Raw genomic sequence first — 26,400 nt, forward strand, 5'->3', positions numbered from 1 at the left:
TTAATTTATGTCATCTAATAATCGCGTAAGCCATGGCAAGTCCGTACATTACAAGCATAATCACTCCTTCTGTCTTGTTAAGCTTATGCTCCGTAAATGCGAATAACCATGTGATGATTGTGACAATTAATAGGATGAATAGGTCGTAAACTGATGCTACATTTACATATATTGGTGTGATAATTGCGGATACCCCTAAAATGAACAGCAGATTAAATATGTTTGATCCCAATACATTTCCTAATGCTATTCCAATCTGCCCTTTTCTTGTAGCAACCACCGAAGTTACAAGTTCTGGGAGAGATGTTCCAATGGCTACAATAGTAAGTCCTATTAGTGTCTCTGACATTCCTGCCATGAGTGCTAGAGCTTTAGCACTATTAACAACTGTTTTGCCACCTAGGATAATCATTATCACTCCTGCTATCAGATACAGCACACACTTCTTATTAGGGATTGTTTTTACACCTTCATATTCTTCATCCTCCTTTCCTTGTGCTTTCATGAAGATGTAAATGATGTACATTACATATCCGCCTAACAGCATTGCACCACCTAGCCCTGAGATTCTTGCTACATTCTTTGTAGTAATATCTCCTATCGCCGGGATTTTTCCTACAATCGTAAATCCTGCTATTCCTACAAACAGCAGCACTGTGGAAATTGTTGTGACCGCAAAGTCCCTTTTGATTATCGTCTTTTCCACAATTATCGGCGACATCACAGCACATATGCCAAGGATTCCTAGTAAGTTGAAGGTATTTGATCCAATAATGTTACTTAATGCTATCTCACTAGAACCTTCGGCCGCTGCAGAAAGACTCACTGCAAGCTCTGGTGCACTGGTGCCACAGGCCACAATTGTCAGGCCTATTATCAACGGATTCACTCTGAAGTTTTTCGCCAAGGCGGCACTGCCATCCACAAAATAATTTGCGCCTTTTACAAGCAATGCGAAACCTACCATCAAAAATATAATTGTCATAATCATCATGATTTGATGATAAATGGGGAATGTAAAGAGTATGTAAAATAGATATTTATTTGAATCACACTGTTTTCTTAGAGCAAATGCCACTAATCAATCTAGGAATCTCTTGTCGCATCCATTGCTCCGATTCTATATTCTATGATTTTGCATGTATCTAATGTTTTATTATTATTTACATGCAATGTTTGCAGCTCAGATTTGCTTCTTTGCATGTATCTGAAATAAATCTATAGTATACATGCAATTTCTCCCAGACTCATTTCTATCTTTGCATGTATTGTGAATTATTTTTTTATTGTACATGCAATACAACCACTTTTGCTTTGATATATTGCATGTATTTTTACTCTATTTATTGTGATACATGCAAAATTTAATTTCACCCTGCTTCACATTGCATGTATGTGCACACATTATAATCATATACATGCAATCAGGACTAAATAGTAGCACTGAGATAGCAAAAAGCCCTGCCGCACTGGCAGAGCTTTTGTTATCTTTTTGCTTTTATTTAACTGGTTTAATCATAAGGCTATCTGTGATGACCGATTTCTTAGAGAATTTCAATGTACAGTAGCCAATAATACTAAAGACTACAGCGCCGATGAGATTGACCAGCAAATCCTTCATGGTATCGATGATTCCTATATCAAGATATCCTCCGGCCACTGTGTATGATTTGCCATCAGCAGTGTTGATTACAGTATCTGTGATATTTCCGATGAAATAAGGCAAGCCACTATTTTCCGGGTCGAGAGTAACCGAGCCAATGTTATTAACAATGAAATCCTTTTGCATATCCACAAAGAAAAGCTGATCCATTGTGAATTCAAAGAATTCCCACAGCACTCCTATTGTCATAGAAAAACAAAAGGCCACCAAAGTCAGATAAAATGGCGACAGATTGATGTTATCGCTGCCGCGGTTGAGCAAGTATACCAGCGAAAATCCTATGGCGGCACACAAGAATCCATTCATGGTGTGAAGCATTGTATCCCAACCGGGAATCTTTACATAATAGTGATCAACTTCGCCAAGTATTTCTGCTGCGTAGGTAAACCCAAATATGATAGCCTGAAAAAGTGCAGGAAACTCTATCTTCATTTTCTGCTGCAAAAACGCAGGCATCAAAAACAGTAGCAAGGATAAGACGCATATTGCTGCACTTTCATAATTCCTAGTTAGAATGCATCTCACAAGAGTGAGGATAACCAAGCCACGCAGGATTAGGTAAAATATGAAAGTCCTTTTGTTCTTTTTATAGCTGTCCACCAGGGAATTCTTGTAGTCTATAATTTTCATCAGGTTTCGCCTTCCTAGATTGTATCTTCTTCAAAATCGAAATCTCTAAACAAAAACTTGCGACAGGCAAGAAGTATCGCTATGCAGACAATTCTAACCAAAGTTTCAAGTGGAGCCTCGTGTCCTACTACAAGCCCTCTTGCGATTGCAAATATCAGCACTTCCACAACCGTGTTCATAGAGTGCTTTATCAGCATTCGAATGAACTCAATGACAATTACTGCATTGAAAGCCGTGAGCAATATATCCTCAACATAAACATCAAATGCCAGCTCTGTCATGGAAAGCACATGAATGCCCAACTGAATACAGCTGTAGCCTACTCCTATAAGCAATATGGCAGCCACCACTTTTTCAAGGAAGCTTGGCATTTTTAGTATTATATCGTGGATACGATCGAATGATTTTCGCATGTTCTACCTCGTAATCTTTTCAAAATCTGCTTTCGGATGCTTGCATATTGGACAGATAAAATCATCAGGAAGCTCTTCTCCCACCCATTCGTATCCGCAGATGCGGCAGCGCCAGATTGTTTCGCCCTTTGGAGTGGTGCCAACGGCCTCTGGCTTTGGCTTGATGTTGTCCTGATAGTAGCTATATGTACAAGAAGGTGCGGCTGCCAGCACTTCCATCGCTGTTGGCTCGCAAACAAATAGAGTGTGGGAGCCCAAATCTACTGTTTCTTTTACCTTAAGAGAAAAATAGGCATTAGTGCCAGATGTGATATATGGGATGCCATTTTCTGCAGTAGCATAATTTGCCGCAGGATAATCTGCAAACTTGTCCACATCTCTTCCTGACTGGAAGCCAAAATGCTTGAACAAGTCAAAGCTAGCCTCTTCACTAATGACCGAAACATTAAGAACACCTGTAGCTTTTACCATGTCGTGTGTGTAATTGGCTTTATTTATCGCTACTGTGATTGTGTTTGGCTCTGATGCAGCCTGAATTGCAGTGTTGATGATACAGCCGTTTATCTTTTCCCCCTGAACGGCCGTGCATACAAATAGTCCATAAGAAAGCTTGTACATAGCTTTAGTGTCCATTTTCCCCATAGTGACCCCTCCTTTTGTGCGATATTAGTATTTATTATATTCTATATTTTTGTGTAAAAAATATCTATAGATTCTTTCTTTTCTACAAATCAGCATCAACTAATTCTAGCAGTTCTTCAGCAGCCTTCTCATTCTCAATCCTGATTAGATTATCCCAAACATCAGCTTTTCCAAGTAAATTCATTCCGCCGTGCCAAACAATATTTCTATCTATCACAGCAAAATGTTCATTTTCCTTTTTCTCTAATCTGACATATATTCCCGCCTGACGCATTTCATCATGCATGGCATATAAATCTATCACATCTCCATAGCCGACCTCTTCTGGCGATAAAGTTATTACTGTTATTTCGACTCCCGCTTCTTGTCTTGCTTTCACAAGCTCAACCATCCTTTCGACTTTATCGGCTCGTAAAAGTGGGCTTGAAATCACTATTTCTTTATTAGCTTCAACTAAATCTCTCGCAAATGTTTCATAATAATCTTTATTGTCAAATATCATATTTGTCTTTTGTTTATCCGTCCTAATATCAGAAATAATTTTGTATCCAAGTCTTTTATATGTATGCAGCCTACTTCTATATTGTCGATTAAAAAATTTTATATGAGAATCCACATAATCATAAACTATTACCTCATTTTTCCCATCACAGGCTCTGCTAAGTCGTCCAACATATTGCGTTAATTTCCCTTCAAATTTAACCGGTGCAGCAAGCATCAGTGTATCTAATCTTGGACAATTAAAACCTTCTCCAACCATTGAACCTGTAGCAATGACAATAACAGATTCATCTGAAGGTATTTTATCTAACTCAAGTTTAACACGATTGTTTTCTTTTGCAGATTGGTCTCCATATATCAATAATACATGTTTTGCATGACCACTTAGTGCTTTCTCTAAAATTTCCACATGTTTCTTTCTCTTTACAAGTATAAGCGTAGTTCTGCCCTCTTTTACACATAAATCAACATCGGTTACAATCTGATTAGTTCTATCTACTGACGATACAATCAACTCATCCGCTTCATGTATAGTTAAATCTTTTCCTGATATGTTTACAACTCTTGTAAATCGTGGGTATACGAATCGCTCTATTCCTTGTGCTTCAGCTTGTTCCTTTGGTGTATATTCATGTCGTATTGGCCCTAAAAGCATATAATTTATTTGTTCGAGTTTATCACTTCTCTGAGGTGTTGCAGATACGCCATATACGTATTTTGATTTTACTTTATTCAATACTGCTGTAGCCTGGTTAGATGCGGCATGATGACACTCATCCATTATTACCAAGCCATAGTCATTTATCCTGTCAAAGAATTGCCCCTTCTTATATGCAGACCCAACCATTGCAATATCAATTATCCCTGTGGTCTTGTCTACACCAGATGATAATGTACCAATTACTAAGTCACGCCTTTTTTCGCGACCGGTTTTTGTGTAATATACAGGCGGTTTTTCATCCACAATTAAAAACCTGTTTAGCTCATCCACCCATTGTTGTAAAAGACTTGCGCTTTCTATAAGAATTAATGTATTTACTTTACGTTTTGATATGATATACGCAGAAACTACCGTTTTTCCAAAAGCAGTAGCAGCACTTAGTATTCCTTCGTCATATTTTAATAAATTATCCATCGCAACCTTTTGCTCGGGTTTAAGTTGTCCATTAAAACTCACTCTGATTGGTTTACCAATCTGACGATTGTCTTCGATATCATATTCAATTCCTGCCTGCTTGCATTTATCAATAATTTTATCTTTTAATCCACGAGGAACTCTAATAAATCCATTTTCATCTTTTCCTAAATATATAGTTCTAAAGTTGTAATAATTAGAATGACCAAGACGCTTGTTTTTATAGAATTCTGGATTATCTATAGTAGCCAATCTTCTGATACAATTCGCTAAACGTGGCATTATGTTTAAAGTATCAACATATATGCCATCTTCTTGAACCATATGTAATGTACCACCAACAACATCCGCTTTGATTAATCTATCTTCTTGCTGCCATGGTTTTAGTTCGCCCCTCCTCAATATTACTTTATTGATTAGCGATGTACCCAACCATTCTTGTAGATATTTTTCAATCTCAGATTTCGATATTTTTCTTGCGCTTAACAAGGCTTGCCACTGATCACTATATGCATTCCAATTCTCATCAACAAATGCACTATTGCCATCCTTCAATGCTTGTCCTTGCAACGGCAGAGCTACAAGATTCCCTAGTTTACTCAATACATCTTGCGAAGGATACATTCTATCGTAAAATTTAAAAGATGTAAGATTAACCTCTGATGCCCCTTTTTCCAATAATGCAAATCCAAAATTTCGGGCTAGACTTGCCGGAACTTGCTCATTGAATAATATCCATACATGGGCACCTCTACCAGACCTAGAACGCTCCACCAGGGCATCAATACCGCATTGTTTACATATTTCTCGAAGTGAATCGACTTCTGTCTTCCATTCCTCATTAGTATTCGCATCATCATTTTTATAAGAGTCCTTTGCATGATTATCAAAGTCAAACACTAAAAAACGACACACATCCCCCGGTAATAAAGGATATGCGCCGATAACGTCTGTACAATCTTCTCTTTTTCCAATTAAGTGATTTAATATGATATTTGCATTAAGCCTCTCCCATCTTTTACCAGGACAATCTTCGTCACAAAATACCTTCTCTCCTGCAGCCTTCGGACAAACAGCTGCATCCCATCTATTCTTACACTGAGGAAAATATCCACCATTCTTCCCTCTTCTGGCATAAACATCCTCACGTCCCCAAAATCTACCATAGAATTCTTTCGCCATTTGCAAAGTAGGATTCATTGGTATGATTCTTGCGCCTTGATCCTCGTCATATTCGTCAGATACATCGTTCGTTGAAATTGTTATGTTATCAGTGATTTCAATGTTATTTGAATGCAAAAGAGCCTTAAGCTCTTTATTCTCGCGCTGCAAATTTCTTATTATTCTGCGTAATGTATCTAGGGTATGGCTTGATGGGTTAAACATAATTTAATAGTTTCTCCGTTTCCTTATTTTGATTGCCAGACATTTCACGTTCTAATTCTGCATAATACAATCTCTATCTTTGTTTTTCAATAAAGTTGGAAAATCTTGGTAAGAGTAAGCTAATGTAACCATATTTTGAAGTATCTATAAGGCCTTTTTTATCTAATCTATCACGATATGTAGAAAACAAACTTGATGACATATCTATTTTTTCTCTCAAGTCTTTAATTTTCATTTCTTCTTTTCCCTCTAAGCCAAGCAATACATTTCGATCCGTTTCAGATAGCCCTGACCATATTTTCTGATAAACATACTCTTCTAAATATTGTTCATATTCAGGCATTACCTGTTTTAGTGATTTCTCAGGATTTTTCCATTTAACATACCCTAAAACTTGATAAGCAAATGCATATCCTTTTGTCTCATCCGCCATTTCCTTTGCATATTTATTGTCAATTTTGAAAATCGTTTTATAGCTTTCGACAATTGCTCCCGTATTCAACGGTGAAATATGAATCTTTGGAGCACGATATAAAAATGTTAATGATTTCTCATTCTGCAACTGATATATATTTTCATATAGTCCAGTCATTAAAATGTATATTTCTAATTCTTTTCTAATGTATATCTGAAAAGAGTGAGCTAGAATTCGCATTGATTTATTGTTCGTAACTTCATCCAATAAAACTAGCACTTTTTTACCTTCCTTTTTCAGAAGATCAAGCATAGTTTCAATAGCCGTATCTATGCTTGTAAATTGCTGACCGCCTTCAACACTAATACCTAATCCAAAGAATGATAAATCAATCTTTGCTTTTGTAAAAATCAAATGATTTTCCGGTAAATTATATAACTTAGCTGCTAATTGCTCTAGCAGATCAAGTTCTGGATTAAGCTCAATAATTATCCACTTTTTATTCTCCGATAACTGTTTTGCAATACTAGTCATTAATACTGTCTTACCAGCACCTCTTACTCCTGTAATCATGTACATCATACAATTAGCTGGTTCAGCAGTAAAATTTTCCACTACTTCATTAGTCTGCTCAAGTCGCGAAATATATGTTAATGGTTGTTTTCCGAAAGATAATGTAAATGGATTGCTCATTATGTTCCCTCTATAACTTTCAATTTCTTCTATAACTCTCTATAACTTTTTCTTTATTCTATAACTTTCTATAACTTTAGTCAAATATGCCTGTAACAGCTAGAACTATAATAATAAATCACTTTGTATTCACATACGAGGAAACCTATAGAACTATAGAAATAGAGATTTTTTTACTTAATATTAGACAGGTGATATATTTTGAGGCAATAAGAACACTTTTGAGAATTATAAAATTTCTCATTGCATGTATCTTTATATAAATCATTTAATCCATGCAACCCACTTCAGACTAATCTATGTAATTGCATGTTTTAAGTATACACTGCGCTAAAACATGTAATATCAATGATAAATCAGAGCACAATTGCATGTATGTTTGTGAGATACATTTGATACATGCAAAAAAACAAAATCCTTTCTTTGAAATTACATGTATCTCAAAGAAAAAGCCTGCCATACGTGCAATGAGTCCAGTATACCGTTTGCGGCTAAATTATAAGCTAATTCTTTCCAAAAAGTCTTCAGCATTTGTAATATAAGAATTAGTATTTTTTCTAGAATCACTTACATGCACTTTTCCTGATTCTGCCTTGATAGTGACATAACTTCCATCAGGTCTATATATCTTCATTTCTTCGGTAGAATGTTCAAGAAACTCAAATGGATTGTCCATTTTCTTAAGCCTATTTATATCTCGCTCTAACATATAAAATTCTATTTCTGTAATATCACGAGGCTTCTTCAATGCCTTATTTCTTGATGAACCATCCTTATTTTTTAATCGATCTGAAAACACTACATCGGACCTCATGTCATCCAGCAACTCTTCTATTCCTTTAATATTTGAAATTGGAATTCCCACCAAAACACCTTCTACGATTTTACGATATTCTGCTAAAGAGATTTCTTTGCTCATACATTCCTTGCTAGCATTCTGTTCGTAGGTAATGCCATCAGCATATTTTAATTTATAGATATAATCAAATTTCATTTATATTTTCCTTTACATTATCAAACATTTTTTCTCAAAAAAATCAAGCTGTAGCAACAGTGCCACAGCCTGATTATACACTATATGTTTTTTCCAAAAACATATCTTTTGTTTTGCTTAGACTGTTCTGCGTCAATCCCAAAGTTTTAAAGCTCTAATTCTCTATCAGCTCCGCACCAACTAAATCATAATCCTCAAGCTTAACACTTCTGATAGTAAAATCATCATAGATATTGTAATAATAAGTATTTGTAGCCGCAGAAAATCCACCTGTGTAAATAGTCTTTTCATATGCTCCATCTGCCATTTGGGCGGCCCCATCTATCATTGCAACACCTGCTAATGTGTGGAAAAGTCTAGCGACGTTTTCTTCTTCTGTTGATTTCTTAGGATAGTGAGTGTTTAAGTAAGCAGCTCTTACAAATCTGGATGTGGAATAATAATCTCCTGGGATGCCTCTCATTAGCGAGCCTGAGCCAAAAGGCGCAAGCTTTGCAGATTCCCAAATAACTTCAGCTGGCATGTCACTTGCGAGATTCATATAGTTTCGAAGATTCTCTCGATGCCAATTAAAACCAGGCTGATTTGCCAACACATCCACATCATTATCGTATATTTCCAGTCCTTCCGATGTGTATTCTACAACGATACTTCCTGTCTTATCACCTATTAACCAATGTAGCATGGAAACTGGATATTTATCATTTATAGGTTTTGCTATTATAGCCACGTTTTGCAAAGACTTTTTCACTTCGTCAAGTGTAGCAAACTGAGATGCTATCCACATAGGGAACTCATAAGCTGCAATATTAGTCTTGCCTTCAATCTGCTCTGGCTCATAGCTTGCATAACCTGGGAAATTCAGACCTGCTATAGCAAGTCCCGCTTCATTTCCACAATCGAAGTACAAAGGAATATTATTCTCAATAATTCCCATACCTATTGTGGCATGCTTAATGTTTAGCATGCCTTGAAAAGCTGAGTTTAGCTGGTACCCTCTAGGTGTAATCAAGACCTTCTGGCCATACCCCACTGACCAGTCTAGATTCCTACCAAAGTACATGTTGCCATTTTTGTCATTAAACCTGATTCCTGTACACATTTTCTCCTCCCATATAAAGGTATATCCCCTGACATACTGAATAGCAGATTTTCTGCCATCAATAGCATCAGGGGATATAAACCTCTTGCTGTATAATCCTGTAAATAAGATATCAGGAATAATTATATCTGACAATACAAAAGTAATGAATTTTACACAACGTTCACAATTAATTTTTCCTAGAAATCTTTACTAGCCGCAGCACTTTTTATATTTCTTTCCCGAGCCACATGGACAAGGATCATTTGGATACACCTTATCAACCAGCCACTATTATTAAGACACTAATTATCTACAATAACAGAATCTATGCATCGTTTATCCTTATCTGTTGAAAAATTCAGACCTACCTTTATGATTTTGTAGCCCGCAAGTGTCTTATCATAATATTTCTGATCGTACTTTTTATCATTAATTTGAGCCATCGCTTCTTCAGCGGTCTTATCAATTTTACACTCTATGACATATATATTTTTACCAGCTTCTAATACTGCATCTATCCTTCCAGTATTTGTCATACTTTCAGCATCAAGTACCATACCGCACATCTTAAATGTCAAATACATTAATGACTGATAGTATTTTTCATATTTTAATTGAATAGCATATGGTATACTTGCAAAAAGTCCATTTAAAACTTTTATCATCTTATCAACATCACCATCATAGGCTGCATTTTGAATATTAGATGCTATAGAGTTTATTTCTACTATAGACTTATCTAAATACACAGATGCCAAATCTGTTTCAAAAGACATTTGTACTTCTTTGTTAGGATACACCAATTTGTATGTAGGCATATTACTACGCTCATCTCTATCACCAATGGTTAGGTATCCTGTTTGAAACAACAATTGTGTTATCGTTTGCACATCCACACTATTCTCACTAAGCGCCATTAAATCAAAAGAGTTGAATGATATGTCTGTAACCAACGCATTTTGTATACTCTCAAGAGTAATTTTCTGTTTTCTAGCGTAGTTTACTAGCATTACTGGTGTTGCTGTTCCATACCAATAATTTCCAAAAGTATAGTTTTCTGTGAAGAAGCGTCCAACAGACACTGGATTGTATACTTTTACACCGTCAAAAGTAAATTTAAATCCATCATACCAAGAGGCCAATTCTTCAATCATTTCATCAATAGAATAGCTATTCTTTTCCGCAGCTGCAATAATATATTCATTAAAATTATATCTTAACTCATCTTCATTATATCCAACTGCATCAGAATATTTTTCGCTTCTAGAGATGTCTATTAGGTTGTTTAATTTACTAAAAATGGATACCTGACTAGCTTTAGTGATTCCCGTGATAAAAACAAAGCGTTCCATGGATTCGTATCCTTTTATCATCTGATAAAAAGCTTCCATAGTTCTGCTAATAAGTTTTACACCTTTTCCATCTTCCAAATTATTTGTGATAGGCCTGTCATATTCATCCACAAGTATAACAACACCTTTTGAATACTTGTTATACAATGCCTTTATTAATTCACCAAACATTATTGCTGGTGAGCTACCTGCAATTTCTACATCATAGCTCTTAGCGATTCCAGTCATTTCAAGCTTGAGCCACTCTTCCAGATTTGCGACAGTTGAACTATCACTTCGTCCGAAATCTATATGTATTACTGGATATTCCTCCCAAGAATAGTCTTTATCACTGATATACAACTCCTTAAATAACTCTTTTTCAGCCTTAAATACTGCCTCTAGAGTACTCACTGTCAAACTTTTCCCAAAGCGACGTGGGCGCGAAAAGAAAAATTGTCCAAATGGCTCTTTCACCATCTCGTATATATATTTAGTTTTATCCACATATAAATAATCTGATTCAATAATATTCTTGAATGTAGATATTGATGTGCTTATTCTTTTCATAAAGCTAACTATTCCTCTTCAGTTTATCAATGGGCAATATCGCCTTTACATTATAGCACATATCAACATTTTATTTTACATCTCTTCCCATATAAAGGTATATCACCTGACATACTGAATACTATTTTAATAACAATACATATCCTCTCCCGTAATCAAACGCGATTCCTTTGACTCAAATTCAAAGCCGTTTATTGTAATGGGGGCAGGCACCAATGTTCCTTCTAAAATCCTATCTTCTTCAACTCATCGAGCATTGCCGATCTCCTACGATATTCCTTCTTTAAATTATTAGCTAATTCAGTAGCTTTTACTCGTCCAACTTCTGAAAAGCTCATAGTTTTCAAATATTTAGCAATGCTTCTATATGCTTTTCTTTCGCATGCGTGCTCCATACTGTCTTCAATATAAGTTGCATACAAATGAATCACTCTATCTGGAACTTCTTTTGACAATACTTTTAGGTATTTATCCAGAATATAAACATTAGTGTACTCTTCTATTGTATCCATTAATTGTTCAAATTTATGCTCCTCAACGAGGAGGTCATATAACACATGGCTATCACAATTTCTCTCAATTATTAAATCTGCAAAATCATCCCAACCTTCCAACTGTCGCTCTTGATATAATGACTTCAATTCTTTAAACTGAGTTACATCTGATTGTTTACAATTTAAAAGATTGAATTTTAGTTCTATAAAATAATCCTCATCTTTTCCAGTTAATTTATATAGCTCAATCAATTTTTTGCTATACCTAGTCAACAAGGATTCATCACATGCATCTAGCTTCTTACTTTTAATAAGCAAATCAATCGCTGCTTCATATGCTTTAGCTTCTATATATTCTTTAATCTTTCTAATTCTCACAACAGAGAATTGCATATGCTTTTCACAATACTCATCAACATCTTCCTTCGTCATACCCAGGCTTTGCATATACGCTATTCTCTTATCAATTAAACTAATTCTTCCTTCTGTAATAGTATATATGTACCCACACTCATTCGAAGTACCACGAGCCTCTATTTCCGCATCCAGTTCTTTAATAAAAGCTATGATTTCCTCTGGTGAAGCTAATTCTGTATCACGAAATTCTAAAAGATACTCTTCTACCCAATCTAGTAAATATCCCTCCTTATATGAAAAAAACCAACCCTTAATTTTCGCCTTGGCATCATCGTCAGCCTGCTGATATATATTTTTCCATATTGAATAGCATTTTTCGGCCACAATACCCAAACCACCATCCGAGTCGTCCATATCTATTGAGCCTATCAAAATAAAAATCTTATTAGTCAATTCAAATGCAGGTTTCAATGCCCCTTTAGCAATAATCATATCAACCCTATCCTCTAAAAAATGTCTTAGAGAACAGCAAAAATCAAATGCATGATTCCAATCAACATATCCACGATAACAATTTTCATTTACAATATCATCTATCTCTTGACGCAATTCCTGTAGTTGCTTTGCATCTATGTTAAAAGCATGTTTTAGTTTTAAAGATGTTCTAAGCTGCGAATCATGAATAAGAATATTAGTTAATAATAATTGCTTTTCTTCCTCTGGAATTATTGATAACAAGTGACTTACATCTTCTGCTACCATTTCCTTGTTTTTCATGAAACCTGTTAAATAATCTGATTCCAGCTCATAATCGTCAACGCTATCCTCATTGCCAAAGCATTTATATAACACTGCAGCCATATGTTTGCAATTATTCCCGTCTGCAGCATATGGACAGCTGCACTCCATGCTAAGAATATTGCCATCTTCAATATCGATTACCACATCATAAGCTTCACTGCCTTCAACACAAGCTTCTATTCTATGTTCATCAATATTATTAATTCTAACCCTCTCATCCGTATAATAATCGTATCCACGCTCAAGAATGCGAGATTTAAACAGTCTTTCCCATTCCACCATTAAATCAGCTCCATTATTTCCCCAATAGTTTCATTACAACGTTCTGGAACTCTTCACTGAACTCATCGAAGTTTTCCTCTGTAATCACACATTCTTTAATTAATGTTGCAGTGTCATACTCCATATCAGCTTTACGTAATTCTAGTAAAACTCCAGGTTTACGTGAATCTTTCTTTATCTTTTCCTTTAATCCCCAAAATTTTTCAGATGCGTCACATTTCTCTGTAGAAAGATACTCTATATATTCACATATCAACTTTTCCATATAAGCTTCTTGCCACTCTGCGACTTTTGTTTGGAATAAGTTCCAGTCCTGCTTTCTTATGTCCATAATTATCTCACCAGCCTTAAATTGAAGCCTTATAAACACAACATATCATTTATAAGCTATCATTCTTGTTTTCTACAATTCTGTACCCTTTTGCAGAATTCCCACATACTCTGCAAACCTATATTTTTTATATCTTTTTTTCTCCGGAGTATCATCAACCAATATTCCTAATTTGACAAACTCATTACAAACGGTAGCTCCTGTAGGTTCAGATACATTCAATAACTCAGAAACTTGCTTTTTAGAAACAATCGGGTATTCAAATAACAAATCTAACAACCTTTGATAACTACTATTTCCATTGTCTACATTATATAAAACTTCTGAGTATTTTTTCTTTAATGACAAAATAGCCTTTGCTGAACTTGTTGCTTCATCTGAAGTCACTGCTACCCCTTGAAGAAAAAACTTAATCCAAATTTCCCAATCACCGTCGAATCTCACCTTATTTAAACATTCATAATACTCGCTACGATTTTGTTTAAAATAATAACTTATATAAAGCAATGGTTGAGTAAGTATTCTCTTTTGGCAAAGCCAAAACGTAATTAATAATCTTCCCATTCTACCATTACCATCTAAGAATGGATGAATAGTTTCGAACTGAGCATGAATCAAGGCTATCTTTATCAATGCAGGAATATGATCATCTTCATAAAAAAAGTTTTCCAACGCACTCATGGACTTAAGCATCTCAGTTGGTGAAGGTGGAATGAACGATGCGTTTTCAAGCGTGCACCCAGCAGGGCCTATCCAATTTTGACTTTTGCGAAATTCACCTGGATTCTTAGTTGAACCTCTAACATTTGTCAACAATATCTGATGTATTTCTCTTATCAAACGCAAACTGAATGGCAATGATTCGAGTCGATCAAGACCATACGTTATTGCATTTACGTAATTTACTACTTCCTTTATATTATCAGGCTCATAATCTGGTCCCTTCTCATCTTGAGTATTCAAGATATCAATCATTGATGCTTGTGTACCTTCAATTTGAGAACTTAATACGGCCTATTTTTCACATACATCGCCACAAACAACTCTGGATTTGGTAGTATTTCGGTTATCCCATCCAACTGCCCCAGCTTTCTGTCTGCCTGAGAAAGTAAATCTTGTATTTCAATACCTCACTCTAACTTAAACAATTTTTACTTATATTTATAATATTTCTTTTAAGCAAAAAAACAACCGATTTTTTTGCTTAAAAATCAGTTGTTTCTTCTAAGAAAAATATACTTTAGTTAAATCTTTACTCTAAGCACCTAGATATCCTCAACAGCTCACCACTCTACCAACCACAAGGCATCCCAAGCTTACCCAAGAAAGTCTCCACCTCCATACTCATAGCCTCAGCTCTATTCCTCGATGACTTGATATATACTTTGCCAAGAGCTGACCGTATATTTATATAAGATCCATCTTCACGATAAATCTTCATCTCTTCCGCAGGATTATCAAAGATTCCAAGAGGATTATTCATCTTATACAATAACTCTGAAATACCTTCAATTTTTGAAATTGCTGTCCCCGATAGAACTCCGCTAACAACTTTGCGATACTCTTCATCTGAAGCCTCTATACCCATCTGCTCTTTTGCCGGATTCTGTGTATATGTCTTCCCGTTAGAATACTTCAAACTGTATGTATAATTAAATCTCATTGATTAAACCTCTGCAATCAATCATTATTTCAACTATAGGCTATTGGGAATTATTATGTGACCATTCCTATCCACCAAAAGCTAAATAACTTTTAATAACTGAATAAGCTTGTGTCCATCATTTTTAGATTCTCTGGTAGAAAACCGTTTAAATGAATTTTCTTTCTCATAAAAATCCAACAATTGCGGCTTATCTTCGGCCTCTAGAAAACAAACTGTCCCACCTGCCATATGTTGTAACATCTTAATTGTATCGATAGCTGCATGCAATAATTGTCTACCTTCAATCTTTTCATTCGCATTATCCGAAAAGTTCTTTCCGAGTTGGGCAATAAGGTAAGCAGACAATGTATATGTATTACTTTCCTCATCCAAATCACTAACTCTACTTATCTTTCATTTTACATTATTACTAAAAACCTCAGCATTCACACAAATAGGTTTTATAGCTAGTGTAAAATATCCAACTAGAGACGCATCCGCATTAAGAAAGACCAAATATGTAACTGACTGATTTTTCTTTGTGAAATCAATAGAACTATTTTTTAGAAACCGCTCTACATCAGGATTTTTTGTACATGAAAACTCGGAGAGGATCTCTGATAATTCGTCCTCTCCGAGCCCGCCATCATTTCCATCTGATAGATACTCGCGGATGTTAATTACAGTAACACCATTAAGCATTTATTTTTTCCTTTTCATCATAAATTTCTTCACGTCATCTAATCCGCTCAGATGAGACACTTTCATATCAGGTGCCTGATTTACTTTCAGCGACTCCTGATATGACTCTTCTATTGCATTTGCGAACATATCAACTTGTTTTTTACCAGAAACAACAAAGTTCTTTGTAATACTTGAAGTTGCCATCTCAAACACCTCCTATTAAATTTCTTCCATTACATTAAGTGGCAATAATCCACTCTACATCTTTATAATAACCTCTAAAGTGTTTTTTATGTTTCTTTTCATAAAATTATAACAAATTCTTCACACTTTTTCCACATTTTATCTTTCTTCCCAAATGCTACAAATTCTTTCTATATTGTTTATCGGCATATATGTATAAAATACTTAACTTTATACTATATAGCTTCAATTAGCAAAATGTTTATTACAAATACCAAACAAAACCTATCACGACAACCCCGCAAGTATGCTTCTCATCCTGTTTTCCTGCTCAATTCTTTTAATCTCTTCTGCCTTTTTCTTTTCAATCCTTCGCTTCTCTTCAGCAGCTATCGCTCTTCGTCTAGAATTGCATTCGTAATTTGAAGTTGCAAACCAATCTTCATCGATTTTACTATCCAACTCAAAAACCAAATAACCGCCCTCATAATCTATGCGCTTAACACTATAAGAGCATTCCTCATTATCCTCCATTTCATAAACGCTCTCTTCTAACTCTTTAGCTTGTCTAGCACTTATTGCATTTTTAGCCATCAAAGCCAACTCATTAAGGATTTTAGATTCTGGATATAATCTATCATCCGGTGATTGCTGAAATAACTTTACAAACAATTCATCTAAAAACGCATACTCACTATTCACATCAGCTATTGTCTTGTATCCTGCTGCCTGTGGAACCTCTTTTGTGAACATTTCATTTAAAATCAATCCTGCAGCATATATATCTGACTGATAGCAAGCTTCTCCACCTATCTTCTTCTGTTCAGGTGATGCATACATATAATTTGCCATGCGCTCACCCTTCTTAGTCTCCCCCCTTCCGGAGTCCCCATAAACGCCTCCATGGTGGCCGAAGTCTCGGAGCTGATGCCCTCCTTCTTCACCACCGACTTCACCGTATCAATCAAAATACCCGTTCCTGATTGTGGGAGAGTAGGCTACAAGCATAAAAAAACAATATATACTTCCAATTGTGTTCATCCATTCATTAAGCATCTTTTCACCTATTTTTTAACTTCCACAACACATTATAATCATAATCAGCAGGACCTATTACTGGCTTAATAATATCATCGTCTGCATCAGCTTTTATTTCCATTACATTAAACCCCGCTTTTTCGAGTAATTCCTTTGAATCCATCCCAAATACTCGAAGGTGATCATTTTGCCCGAAATTAATTATTCTATCCTCTTTCGTTATAATACTGCTGTCCTCGTAAACTGTAGCCAATTTAGGATCAACAGGAAAAGATAGTATTGCAAAGCCATCTGGCTTAATAATTCTACGAAGTTCATCCAACGCTTTAGCATAATTCTCTACATGCTCTAAAACATGATTACAAATGATAATGTCGAAGGAATCACTTGCCAGCCCAGTTGCTTGAATATCAATTTGTAAATCAGCCTTTCCAAATAAATCTGCTGTAGTACTTGAAATACCATTTCTACTCATCCACATTTTCACTGACTTTTCCTGTGCAAAATACAGAATTCTTTTTCCTTCTAAATCTGTTTTATGTTTTTCAAAGTACGAGACCAAAATTCTGTGTCTTGGCAAAGAACCACACACAGGGCAAATGACATACTGATCAATCTTATGATATCTTTTGAAATCATAAAGAGACGGAGTTTTATCATAGTTTCCTTTTGTAAATTTTCTAAGATGAGTATCACAACAAGGACAATAAAAAGGCAATACAGAACCCTTTATCATACTGTACAACCTTATAAGAATTGTCCGAATTATCCTTTTTATTTTTCCTAATATTCTTCTAACTAAACCCACAAAAAAATCCATATCCAAATCTTTCCTTACGTAATATATGCAGATGCCATAAACAATTACCTCTGCAATAACAGTAGTTATTGCAGCACCAACAATAGAAAGCTTAGGGATTAATACCAAATTAGCTATAAAATTAAATATTGCTCCCCATATTTCTGCAATCAAAAGTCTGCTTTCTTTACCTGCAGGAATAAGAACCTGTCCTCCTAAGATATTACTAGCCCCAATCGGGAGCAAGGATAAAAGTAAAATCCTGAATACTAACGTAGCTCCTTCATATGCGTTGCCTCCTACTATAAAAAGCAGCTCTTTTGCAAAAATTATGCATATAACCGCAACAATAGTTTGAGTTAATGACACAAGTGCAATTGTTTTCGTAGCAAGAGATTCAAATTGACTTCTTTTCTCCTCTTTCCACAGTGAAGTAGCTGTAGGCAAAATTGCATTCCAAACTATTCCACCTGTCAAGGCTAAAACAGATTTTGCCTTGGCGGCGATGCTATATAAGCCTATCTCATAATTAGATTTCATAAAACCAAGCATCGTAAGATCCAAGCTGCTGTAAACTGACACTGCAAAGGACATCATAAAAAACATAAGAAGTGGCTTAAAATGTGTAGTGTTTATATGATAATCAAATCTTACATCCACATAACGGTGGGCCATAATAAAATATATAAGACCGCTACCATAAGAGGTTATAACTGATAAGAATGCATATAAAGACACCTGGTCTGGAGTTTTAATAAACAGGATAATACACAAAAAAGAAATTAGCTTGCAGAGGAAACTGACTAACGCCAAAAAGCGAAACTTTTCCAATCCTCTATAAAGCCATTCGCATCCAAACATCTGAAAAAAAATGGAACTTCCATATATTAGCAACATGAATGCATTAGTTTTTAATTTGGGTACCATCAATATAGATAATCCCAATAAGAGTATACTTATAATAGAAAGTATTACTTTAATACTCCATAACTCATTAAATACCAGACTAAGTTCCCTTCGGTTATCTCGTTTGCTGGCACATAATCGAATGGCATAAATAGGCATTCCAAGTTCTGCAAACATGATAAAATATCCAACAAAAGATGACGCAAAAGAAATCTGGCCAAATGCCTGCGGTGCCAACACTCTTGAGACATACATCAGTGTAAAAAAGGAAAAGACATATGGCGTTACACTCATAATGGCATTGAGAGAAATGTTGGATAATATTTTATGTTTCATCTATAAGCCACCTTTAAATACACTAATCTAAATGGCCTGTAGATTTTATAAACAAATGTGAACAGAAAAGCAGGTAAATTGAGTGCTAAATGGGTTGCAGCCCTAAGTCGTACTCCGCAATTTTTTATATCAATATCTTCAGACTCATTTTTGATTTTATTTTTTACCAAGGCAATGCACCTTTTTTTATCATTTATTCTTGAGCCTGCTATTTTTATAAAAATAGAAATCATATGCCTATATCTGACCAAAGCAGCTTGATTTATGTCTCTTTCCTTAAAAATCCCAGAATTGTTTGATGCAACAAATTCATAATAATGGTCAAATGCAGAAAGAAAATCAATCACATTATCATATGAATAACATCTGGAAATGCTGCCATTTCTTTCTCTATACAAAACCAATGGTTCGTCAATAACATAAATAGAATCAGCCATACTCAGTAGAGGAAGCACGATGTCTCTATCCTCAAAATTCTGACCCTCTCTGAATCGTAAATTATCCCAAATATGCCTTTTATAAATTTTATTCCATGCAGCGGGTGCGATTTTTCCTTCCAGCTGCAGACGTGCAGCTTCTTGTTTACTATACAAACCAGCATGGGCATGAATTATATTTTTTTTCCTTCCAAGCGATGTGCTCCCCATGTTTTTATTACATTCACATCTAATATAATTACACTCAACTATGTCAGCATTATTTTCTATCATAGCTTCATGCATTTTAGATAACATATCCGTCTCAAATGCATCATCAGGGTCCAAAAAAGAAATGATTTCGCCTTTGCAAATATCAAGCCCTGCATTTCTGGCGGCACTTAGTCCAGCATTATTTTGATGAATGACCATAATGTTATTATATTTATTAAAGTATTCATCACATATTACGTCTGAACTATCTGTAGATCCATCATCCACAAGAATGATTTCTATGTCCTTATATGTCTGATTAAGAACACTATCTATGGCCTCTCTCAAATATTTTTCCACATTATAAACTGGGATAATAACGCTAATCACTTAAATTTCTCCCCTACAACAACAGAATTTTAACTCGCTTTTTATATTATATATTTTTTCAATATAAAAGAAATAGCAACAATTATTCTGTTGATAATCTTAGACACCTACAAAATAATAAAAAACAAGGTTCCTTACAATCCCAGAACCTTGCCTTCATATTATCCTTATTCAAAACATGCCCTTACAACTTCAATAATCCTATCCTGTTGTTCAGCAGTCATCTTATTATCACTTGGCAGACATAAACCTCTCGCAAAAATATCGCTACCTCTATCTAGGAGCTTGCCATCTGCGCCAAGTACTCCGCCTGCAATGTAAGCATTGGTAACAGCTCTACCATTTCCTTCTCTAGTGATGAATGGATTTAATCTGTAGATTGGCTGCATATGCATTGGCTTCCAGATTGGACGACCTTCTGCATTGATGCTTGCGATAGCATTTAAGATTTCTGTAGGGCAGCTCTTGCCGTGCTCTGGAGTAAAGAGAACATCCTGCTCTCCGCGTACCTGTGGGCACATAGCGTCAGCATCGATAATCATGCATGACAACCAGTAGTTTGGCTCACTGTTTTCAAAATCAACAGGATTCATCTGAACTGGTAATCCCTTGAAACCTTCACGATATCTTTCATAAATAGCTTTCTTCTGAGCGATATGCTCCTCTAAATGAGGGAACTGGCCGCGAACAACGCCTGCAATAACATTGCTCATGCGATAATTGTAACCAAGCTCCTCATGCTGATACCAACTAGCAGCTTCTCTAGCCTGTGTAGACCACTTACGAACCTTTTCAGCTGCGTCTTTGTCATTTGTGAGGAAACATCCACCAGCGGAGCCAGTAATAATCTTGTTTCCATTGAATGAAATAGTGTTGTAAGAACCAAATGAACCAGTCTGAATGCCCTTATATGTAGCGCCAAGCGACTCAGCTGCATCTTCAACAAGGATTGCTCCATGCTTTTTAATGATAGCATTTATCTCGTCAATCTTTCCAGGTGTACCATAAAGATGTGCACATACTACAACCTTTACATCTGGATAGATTTCAAATGCCTTTTCAAGTGCCACTGGATCCATGTTCCAAGTGTCATCCTCAGTATCAATGAATACTGGAATACCACCTTCATATACAACAGGGTTTACTGTGGCATCGAATGTCATATCAGTACATAAGACATGATGGCCTTCTAATGCTCCATGGCCGACCATAGGCATACCATAAGCTTCGATTCCTGCAAGTTTCATTGAAAGATGAAGAGATGCTGTACCCGCCGAAAGTGCTACTGCATATTTCACACCGACCTTTTCAGCTGCCAATCTCTCAACTTCATTTATGTTAGCACCTACCGTAGACATCCAGTTGGTGTCATAAGCTTCCTGCACATATTTGATTTCCTCACCATGCATTGTAGGCGATGAAAGCCAAATTTTATCTTCAAACTTTTCTATGTTCCTCGTGTACATTTATAATCCTCTTTTCTTACGAATGTTGATATAATTTTACTACATTTCTGTATTATAGCACATATCTACATTTAAAAAATAGACACAAAAAAGACGTCTACTATCAATATAGACGCCTTTCTTTGTCCTCCATGCGATTTCAAAGTCGGATGCGACCTACCACAATCTCATACATGAGACTCCATATTTCTATGTGTCCGATTCCTCTATAGTTATATTTTACTCATTGCTGCATCTAAAATTTCCAATCTATTCTTATCCATAGCAAATTCTCTATCTAGTTTTAGTAATATAAATCACATCATCATACATAAGTCTATATATAGGAACATCTGGCGCGAATACATCATATGTTATTGAATCAATAAGTTCATCATTTTGATTATCTACCAAAACAATATTAAATCCTCTCCATTTCACTGCATATTGCTCTCCATCAATAATAATATCTACTGTATTTCCGGTATTATATGTTGCACTCTTAACATTAACATCATGGTTATTAATTTGAGTCTCATATGATATGGCATTATCTCCCCCTATTTCTTGATACTCCACTTCCCCTCTACTATATATGCCTATAAATGAATTATAATTAGTTTCTGTCGAAAACTCCATGCCATCAAATCCTAATGCTCTAAATGCCTCTAAATCCTGTTCATCAACATATGGCGCAGCAATATCTTTGACCGCAATTATCGCTGTACAATCCATTTCTCCAATTTTATTTAAATATTCCGCCAAAGTAATATTACCTATAATTATATTACTTCTTTTTAAGCGATTATCATCATTTAGCAGTTTATGTATAGACATTCCAGTACCAATAAATAGACCAATGGTCAGCAAAATAACAATGCTTATCCCTATGATTTTTTTCTTAAACATTAAGTAATTACCAGACACCGGATATATATATCTAATCTTTATAGCTTTGAAACTATCTCTTATATTTATTATTTTTATGTCACTTTCAAATACATCATTGTAAGCAATATCTGCGCAAATCATCCCATATATCATTAGCCCTAATGAAAAGATATATTTACTCGTAATTGCTGATGATTCAAACATGAATTGATAATTATAAAGAATAAAAGCTATAATCAATATATATTCGGTAACGTATTTATCTTTGTGGCAAACCATTTTGCAAAAACAGTATAATGACCACAATTCGAATGCAAATAAAAGTCCAAACACCACCATTCCATAATCTCGTGCAAAATCGAGCCACATACAATGGGATGTCCTAATCCCAAGATAGTTTTCCTTAGATGCGATCCATTGTAAACCTGTTTTCATCCCCAATTGCATTCTAAGAGCTTCTTTAATAAATACCAATCTACCATCTTGAATTCTTGAAGCAAACAGTATACCTATACAGGTCGTACTTAGAAGTGCAACAATAATCTTACTCATTCTAGTTGTATATAATAGAATTCCTACTATTATTGAAATTGGTATAATCCAAAGTGCTTCAAAAACACTTTTATCAACGGTATTTCCAGTTAGTATTTCTGTATACAAGCCAAACTTATAGAATTCAGAGTTAATAGATAGCCTGTACATATTAATTACAATTAAAGTACTTAAGATACCGACGATTATCAAAATAGCAAATTGATATTTTTTTCTATTAAGAACTCCGCCCAATAAATATCCACATACAGGTATCACAAACGGCATCAAAAGACTCAAACGATTATTCCACCAATCTACATATGAACTAGAGATAAGTGCCATTGTTAATAATCCTAAACCAAAAAACAAATATCTCTTGCGATTAGATACTCTTACACAATTTATTCTAAAATTCTTTGGACTTTCAATCACATTTTGTATTCCACTAATTAATCCACATACAAAGAAGAAAAAAAGCGTCAAATCGTGATTTTGAATATATATAGGCTCATACATTCCAAATATAAACATTGCAATTTCTGAAGCAAATGCAAAGTACAATATAGGATATTGATTTCCATTCTTAAATACAATTCGAATCCCACAAACCAATGTTAGTAGTATAAATACTACGATTAATAGAAACACAATTATGTCATAGTATCTAGCGTATTCTATCCATGTATTATGGACAGTAGGCAATGAATTTATATCCGATAAATCCCAGCCACCCTTCTTTAGATAAAATGCACGCGATATTCCCAGAATCCACATCCTCAAGCGGACATTATTAATCACTCCACCATTTCTACTTAAGAAAGAATTATTATATAAGTCTCTAATACCTAATACATTCTCGCAGAATAATTGCTGGAATATAACTATAAATAATATTATTGTGGTTAGCGCGATAAAGAATTTTATCCTAGTATCTATAGAAAAAGTTTTGAAATGGGCTAACACATATACACATGCCATAAAAGCATATATCAGAATTAGCATAGCTGGAAGTGTTCTACCACCAAATAGAAGATTTAAGGTAACACAAAATATCGTTGCTAATAGTATGCCCCAAAACAACTTTTTATTTTTTTTTCGCATTATAGTAGCATAGAACAATGCGCTTATTATCATAATAAAGCCATTATTCCAATTATTACGCGTACCGTCAGTTGCTGCATCCCAAAACGAACGCCAAATTGCATCTGGATCATTATAGGCTAAATCACAGTACATGGTATATCCATAATAATTTAGCAATCCTTGTATGTACATACCAATCGAGATGATTAGTAGTATTAGAAGTACACGTCTCGATATATATTTTTTGTCATTTCCCACACTTACTTTGCCAAGTAAATACACAGATGGAACCGTCCAAGCATATGCCAATACATTATACTCTTCGGCTTGTCCCTCTAGTAATATATGTTGATTTAAGCCTATTAAAAAATATCCCAAAAATAAAACGAAAAATGAAAAATCAAATAATCCTATTCCATCACCGCAAGCTACAACCTTAGCTATTAATAATGCTATAATAATTGGTAAAAATTTAGGTCCATCTATTATTCCATAACCATATCTTAGAGAAAAAAAGAATAAACATGCAAAAAGAAGACTATCAGATAGCCTGTTAAATGTAGTATAAAAATAATTTTTCTTTTCTTGCATATTTATCATAATCTAATTACCTATTGTTCATATTTATATTCTTGTAGTATTATTCACCTGATATCACTGTTACTAATCTCATAAGTTATCACCAGCTCGCCCTCGTAGCCTGTCACGATTGCTCCCATCATTATGTCATCAATGGGGGCACTTGCTCAGCACCTTCCATTCTTTTTTTTTACAATTATGATATCTTCACCCTAAATTATGTCATAATCAGCAACGCATCTTAACAAGTCAAATATTATTAGACCCCAAACCAGACACTCACTCGAAGTCTTGAGCGAAGCTTTCTACAGAAAACTCTGAAATTATTAAAAACTATTATTTATATTCATTTGTGCCATTCTCGCCATGGGAAAGCACTAATGTTTGATATTAAAATATAATTACTCACAAGTAATATTTATGCTATGTCCTTTTTCAAATAAAATCAAAATTTTTTCAATTGTATTTATATATATAGCCCAAATGCCCCAACTAATCATATAAATCACAAGACCATTTCCCAATATATGCATCACCATCAAAACCGCATTTTCTGTTGCAATATATTCCATATTAATTAATGTAAAAAAATCTCTATGAATCAAAAACATGACAATTACTGATCTTGAGAGGTGGTTTATAAAATATGACTTAAATTTAAATTTTCTAAACAATTCAAACCATAAAACCGCAATCCATATAACAAGCGGATTGCAATATGCCCAAATAGTCCATCTTCCACCTTCATGCAACAATTCCGCTCCAACTGTTAAAAAAAATAACAAAACAACACAAACCCCAAATTTTAACAGCAAGTTGGTAAACTTTTTTTCTTGTCCGTATCTTCTAATATAAATTCCCACACTAAACATTAAAAAATAGTTAACAACAGAATAACCGCTAGCTGCTCCATCAACTGTAACAGTCCAAAGTGTAGAAATTGATAGTTGGAAAATATCATTTATTATATAGAAAAATGTCGGTATAATTGAAAATAGAATTATCTCAATAATCAACAGTCTCTTCATCTGTTCACGGGACAATTTTCCAGTCATAAACCCTATAAAAGGTGAAAATATATAAACAGTCAGGTATAAATTAATAAACTGATTGGATGGAACTATAGACTTAAGAAATGTTACAAGTTCAAACACTCCACCACTTATATATAATCCAGTAAAATATCGAATAAACTTAAAGAAAGAAACCATAAAAAGTAGATTAACAGCCTTCCAAATAGACACCGTGTGTCTCTCTGACATAAAATATCCCGAAATCAACATAAACAGATTAACCGAACCAATAAAGAAACATTCAAGAAGATACAACGTTCCTGTATTTACCCCCTCCGACTGTGATATTATCCCCCCATTTTGATGGAGAATGAATACCCCGATAATAGAAATTATTCTTAATAATTCAATATTTGAATCTCTCTTAATTGCATGTTGCATTGTGTTGTTATCACTCCTTGTTAATCACTCGAAACTGTATTATCAAATCCATAAACTTAAATAGTTCGTAAGCACCTAATAG

Annotated in this window: 24 protein-coding genes and 1 pseudogene; all 25 read right to left on the reverse strand. The window is 34.8% G+C overall.

Going from position 1 to position 26,400, the window contains the following annotated elements:
- Positions 1 to 10 precede the first annotated feature (10 nt).
- The 25 genes and pseudogenes from T498_RS0108445 to T498_RS0108550 all read right to left on the reverse strand — a co-directional run bounded on the left by T498_RS0108445 (position 11) and on the right by T498_RS0108550 (position 26,318).
- Positions 11 to 985: a calcium/sodium antiporter gene (locus T498_RS0108445; protein WP_028235533.1), complete on the reverse strand. Its 975-nt coding sequence runs from the start codon at positions 983 to 985 to the stop codon at positions 11 to 13.
- Positions 986 to 1,498: 513 nt separating this feature from the next.
- On the reverse strand, positions 1,499 to 2,095 hold the full coding sequence (locus T498_RS0108455; RefSeq protein WP_155951044.1) for a hypothetical protein: 597 nt from the start codon (positions 2,093 to 2,095) through the stop codon (positions 1,499 to 1,501).
- A 212-nt stretch (positions 2,096 to 2,307) separates the two neighbouring features.
- Positions 2,308 to 2,706 (reverse strand): hypothetical protein, encoded by a 399-nt coding sequence (locus T498_RS15370; RefSeq protein ID WP_036978223.1) that lies wholly within the window; start codon positions 2,704 to 2,706, stop codon positions 2,308 to 2,310.
- A 3-nt stretch (positions 2,707 to 2,709) separates the two neighbouring features.
- Positions 2,710 to 3,339, reverse strand: coding sequence for a flavin reductase family protein (locus T498_RS0108465; protein ID WP_028235535.1), 630 nt, complete (start codon positions 3,337 to 3,339; stop codon positions 2,710 to 2,712).
- A 91-nt stretch (positions 3,340 to 3,430) separates the two neighbouring features.
- The gene (locus tag T498_RS0108470) at positions 3,431 to 6,370 is read right to left on the reverse strand and encodes a TOTE conflict system archaeo-eukaryotic primase domain-containing protein (protein ID WP_028235536.1); all 2,940 of its coding nucleotides are present in this window, start codon (positions 6,368 to 6,370) and stop codon (positions 3,431 to 3,433) included.
- Positions 6,371 to 6,443: 73 nt separating this feature from the next.
- A complete protein-coding gene (locus tag T498_RS0108475; RefSeq protein WP_036978215.1) occupies positions 6,444 to 7,478 on the reverse strand; it encodes an ATP-binding protein in 1,035 nt (344 codons plus the stop codon).
- 496 nt (positions 7,479 to 7,974) lie between these two features.
- Positions 7,975 to 8,472 carry a hypothetical protein gene (locus T498_RS0108480; protein ID WP_028235538.1) on the reverse strand — a complete coding sequence of 166 codons (498 nt, stop codon included), beginning with the start codon at positions 8,470 to 8,472 and terminating at the stop codon, positions 7,975 to 7,977.
- A 154-nt stretch (positions 8,473 to 8,626) separates the two neighbouring features.
- The gene (bsh, locus tag T498_RS0108485; protein WP_028235539.1) at positions 8,627 to 9,574 is read right to left on the reverse strand and encodes a choloylglycine hydrolase; all 948 of its coding nucleotides are present in this window, start codon (positions 9,572 to 9,574) and stop codon (positions 8,627 to 8,629) included.
- A 192-nt stretch (positions 9,575 to 9,766) separates the two neighbouring features.
- Positions 9,767 to 9,829 carry an SEC-C metal-binding domain-containing protein gene (locus T498_RS17280; protein WP_256380493.1) on the reverse strand — a complete coding sequence of 21 codons (63 nt, stop codon included), beginning with the start codon at positions 9,827 to 9,829 and terminating at the stop codon, positions 9,767 to 9,769.
- A gap of 29 nt (positions 9,830 to 9,858) precedes the next feature.
- Entirely contained in the window at positions 9,859 to 11,457 is a 1,599-nt protein-coding gene (locus T498_RS0108490; RefSeq protein ID WP_028235540.1) for an AAA family ATPase, read from the reverse strand.
- A gap of 224 nt (positions 11,458 to 11,681) precedes the next feature.
- Positions 11,682 to 13,391: an SWIM zinc finger family protein gene (locus tag T498_RS0108495; protein WP_028235541.1), complete on the reverse strand. Its 1,710-nt coding sequence runs from the start codon at positions 13,389 to 13,391 to the stop codon at positions 11,682 to 11,684.
- Between the two features lie 13 nt (positions 13,392 to 13,404).
- On the reverse strand, positions 13,405 to 13,722 hold the full coding sequence (locus T498_RS0108500) for a hypothetical protein (protein WP_028235542.1): 318 nt from the start codon (positions 13,720 to 13,722) through the stop codon (positions 13,405 to 13,407).
- Positions 13,723 to 13,794: 72 nt separating this feature from the next.
- Complete coding sequence (locus T498_RS15375; protein WP_242839223.1) at positions 13,795 to 14,580, reverse strand: Fic family protein; 786 nt, start codon at positions 14,578 to 14,580, stop codon at positions 13,795 to 13,797.
- 24 nt (positions 14,581 to 14,604) lie between these two features.
- A pseudogene (locus T498_RS17165) lies at positions 14,605 to 14,724 on the reverse strand (Fic/DOC family N-terminal domain-containing protein); the annotation flags it as partial.
- Positions 14,725 to 14,726: 2 nt separating this feature from the next.
- Positions 14,727 to 14,849, reverse strand: a complete 123-nt coding sequence (locus T498_RS17285; RefSeq protein WP_442960125.1) for a Fic/DOC family N-terminal domain-containing protein — start codon at positions 14,847 to 14,849, stop codon at positions 14,727 to 14,729.
- A gap of 164 nt (positions 14,850 to 15,013) precedes the next feature.
- Entirely contained in the window at positions 15,014 to 15,385 is a 372-nt protein-coding gene (locus T498_RS0108510) for a hypothetical protein (protein ID WP_028235543.1), read from the reverse strand.
- A gap of 81 nt (positions 15,386 to 15,466) precedes the next feature.
- Positions 15,467 to 15,760: a hypothetical protein gene (locus T498_RS17170; protein WP_330372276.1), complete on the reverse strand. Its 294-nt coding sequence runs from the start codon at positions 15,758 to 15,760 to the stop codon at positions 15,467 to 15,469.
- Between the two features lie 21 nt (positions 15,761 to 15,781).
- A complete protein-coding gene (locus T498_RS17175) occupies positions 15,782 to 16,069 on the reverse strand; it encodes a hypothetical protein (RefSeq protein WP_330372277.1) in 288 nt (95 codons plus the stop codon).
- Positions 16,070 to 16,255, reverse strand: a complete 186-nt coding sequence (locus tag T498_RS0108520) for a hypothetical protein (protein ID WP_028235544.1) — start codon at positions 16,253 to 16,255, stop codon at positions 16,070 to 16,072. It lies immediately after the preceding gene.
- Between the two features lie 267 nt (positions 16,256 to 16,522).
- Positions 16,523 to 17,086 (reverse strand): hypothetical protein, encoded by a 564-nt coding sequence (locus T498_RS0108525; RefSeq protein WP_028235545.1) that lies wholly within the window; start codon positions 17,084 to 17,086, stop codon positions 16,523 to 16,525.
- A 208-nt stretch (positions 17,087 to 17,294) separates the two neighbouring features.
- On the reverse strand, positions 17,295 to 19,313 hold the full coding sequence (locus T498_RS0108530; protein ID WP_028235546.1) for an oligosaccharide flippase family protein: 2,019 nt from the start codon (positions 19,311 to 19,313) through the stop codon (positions 17,295 to 17,297).
- Positions 19,310 to 20,332 carry a glycosyltransferase family 2 protein gene (locus T498_RS15385; RefSeq protein ID WP_051524685.1) on the reverse strand — a complete coding sequence of 341 codons (1,023 nt, stop codon included), beginning with the start codon at positions 20,330 to 20,332 and terminating at the stop codon, positions 19,310 to 19,312. Before T498_RS15385 ends, T498_RS0108530 begins: the two co-directional genes overlap by 4 nt.
- Positions 20,333 to 20,499: 167 nt before the next feature.
- The gene (locus T498_RS0108540; RefSeq protein WP_028235547.1) at positions 20,500 to 21,798 is read right to left on the reverse strand and encodes a DegT/DnrJ/EryC1/StrS family aminotransferase; all 1,299 of its coding nucleotides are present in this window, start codon (positions 21,796 to 21,798) and stop codon (positions 20,500 to 20,502) included.
- Positions 21,799 to 22,071: 273 nt separating this feature from the next.
- Positions 22,072 to 24,876: a hypothetical protein gene (locus T498_RS0108545; RefSeq protein WP_155951045.1), complete on the reverse strand. Its 2,805-nt coding sequence runs from the start codon at positions 24,874 to 24,876 to the stop codon at positions 22,072 to 22,074.
- Between the two features lie 389 nt (positions 24,877 to 25,265).
- On the reverse strand, positions 25,266 to 26,318 hold the full coding sequence (locus tag T498_RS0108550) for an acyltransferase family protein (RefSeq protein WP_028235549.1): 1,053 nt from the start codon (positions 26,316 to 26,318) through the stop codon (positions 25,266 to 25,268).
- Between the last annotated feature and the right edge of the window lie 82 nt (positions 26,319 to 26,400).

It is taken from the genome of Pseudobutyrivibrio sp. MD2005 (genome assembly GCF_000621865.1).
Classification (GTDB): Bacteria; Bacillota; Clostridia; order Lachnospirales; family Lachnospiraceae; genus Pseudobutyrivibrio.

Coding starts and splice junctions, on each gene's coding strand:
- T498_RS0108545 (WP_155951045.1), bottom strand. CDS start 24,876: ATGCAAGAAAAGAAAAATTATTTTTATACTACATTTAACAGGCTATCT.
- T498_RS0108445 (WP_028235533.1), bottom strand. CDS start 985: ATGACAATTATATTTTTGATGGTAGGTTTCGCATTGCTTGTAAAAGGC.
- T498_RS0108500 (WP_028235542.1), bottom strand. CDS start 13,722: ATGGACATAAGAAAGCAGGACTGGAACTTATTCCAAACAAAAGTCGCA.
- T498_RS0108525 (WP_028235545.1), bottom strand. CDS start 17,086: ATGGCAAATTATATGTATGCATCACCTGAACAGAAGAAGATAGGTGGA.
- T498_RS0108510 (WP_028235543.1), bottom strand. CDS start 15,385: ATGAGATTTAATTATACATACAGTTTGAAGTATTCTAACGGGAAGACA.
- T498_RS0108550 (WP_028235549.1), bottom strand. CDS start 26,318: ATGCAACATGCAATTAAGAGAGATTCAAATATTGAATTATTAAGAATA.
- T498_RS0108470 (WP_028235536.1), bottom strand. CDS start 6,370: ATGTTTAACCCATCAAGCCATACCCTAGATACATTACGCAGAATAATA.
- T498_RS15370 (WP_036978223.1), bottom strand. CDS start 2,706: ATGCGAAAATCATTCGATCGTATCCACGATATAATACTAAAAATGCCA.
- bsh (WP_028235539.1), bottom strand. CDS start 9,574: ATGTGTACAGGAATCAGGTTTAATGACAAAAATGGCAACATGTACTTT.
- T498_RS0108475 (WP_036978215.1), bottom strand. CDS start 7,478: ATGAGCAATCCATTTACATTATCTTTCGGAAAACAACCATTAACATAT.
- T498_RS0108530 (WP_028235546.1), bottom strand. CDS start 19,313: ATGAAACATAAAATATTATCCAACATTTCTCTCAATGCCATTATGAGT.
- T498_RS0108455 (WP_155951044.1), bottom strand. CDS start 2,095: ATGAAGATAGAGTTTCCTGCACTTTTTCAGGCTATCATATTTGGGTTT.
- T498_RS17175 (WP_330372277.1), bottom strand. CDS start 16,069: ATGCTTAATGGTGTTACTGTAATTAACATCCGCGAGTATCTATCAGAT.
- T498_RS0108540 (WP_028235547.1), bottom strand. CDS start 21,798: ATGTACACGAGGAACATAGAAAAGTTTGAAGATAAAATTTGGCTTTCA.
- T498_RS0108480 (WP_028235538.1), bottom strand. CDS start 8,472: ATGAAATTTGATTATATCTATAAATTAAAATATGCTGATGGCATTACC.
- T498_RS0108465 (WP_028235535.1), bottom strand. CDS start 3,339: ATGGACACTAAAGCTATGTACAAGCTTTCTTATGGACTATTTGTATGC.
- T498_RS0108495 (WP_028235541.1), bottom strand. CDS start 13,391: ATGGTGGAATGGGAAAGACTGTTTAAATCTCGCATTCTTGAGCGTGGA.
- T498_RS0108490 (WP_028235540.1), bottom strand. CDS start 11,457: ATGAAAAGAATAAGCACATCAATATCTACATTCAAGAATATTATTGAA.
- T498_RS0108520 (WP_028235544.1), bottom strand. CDS start 16,255: ATGGCAACTTCAAGTATTACAAAGAACTTTGTTGTTTCTGGTAAAAAA.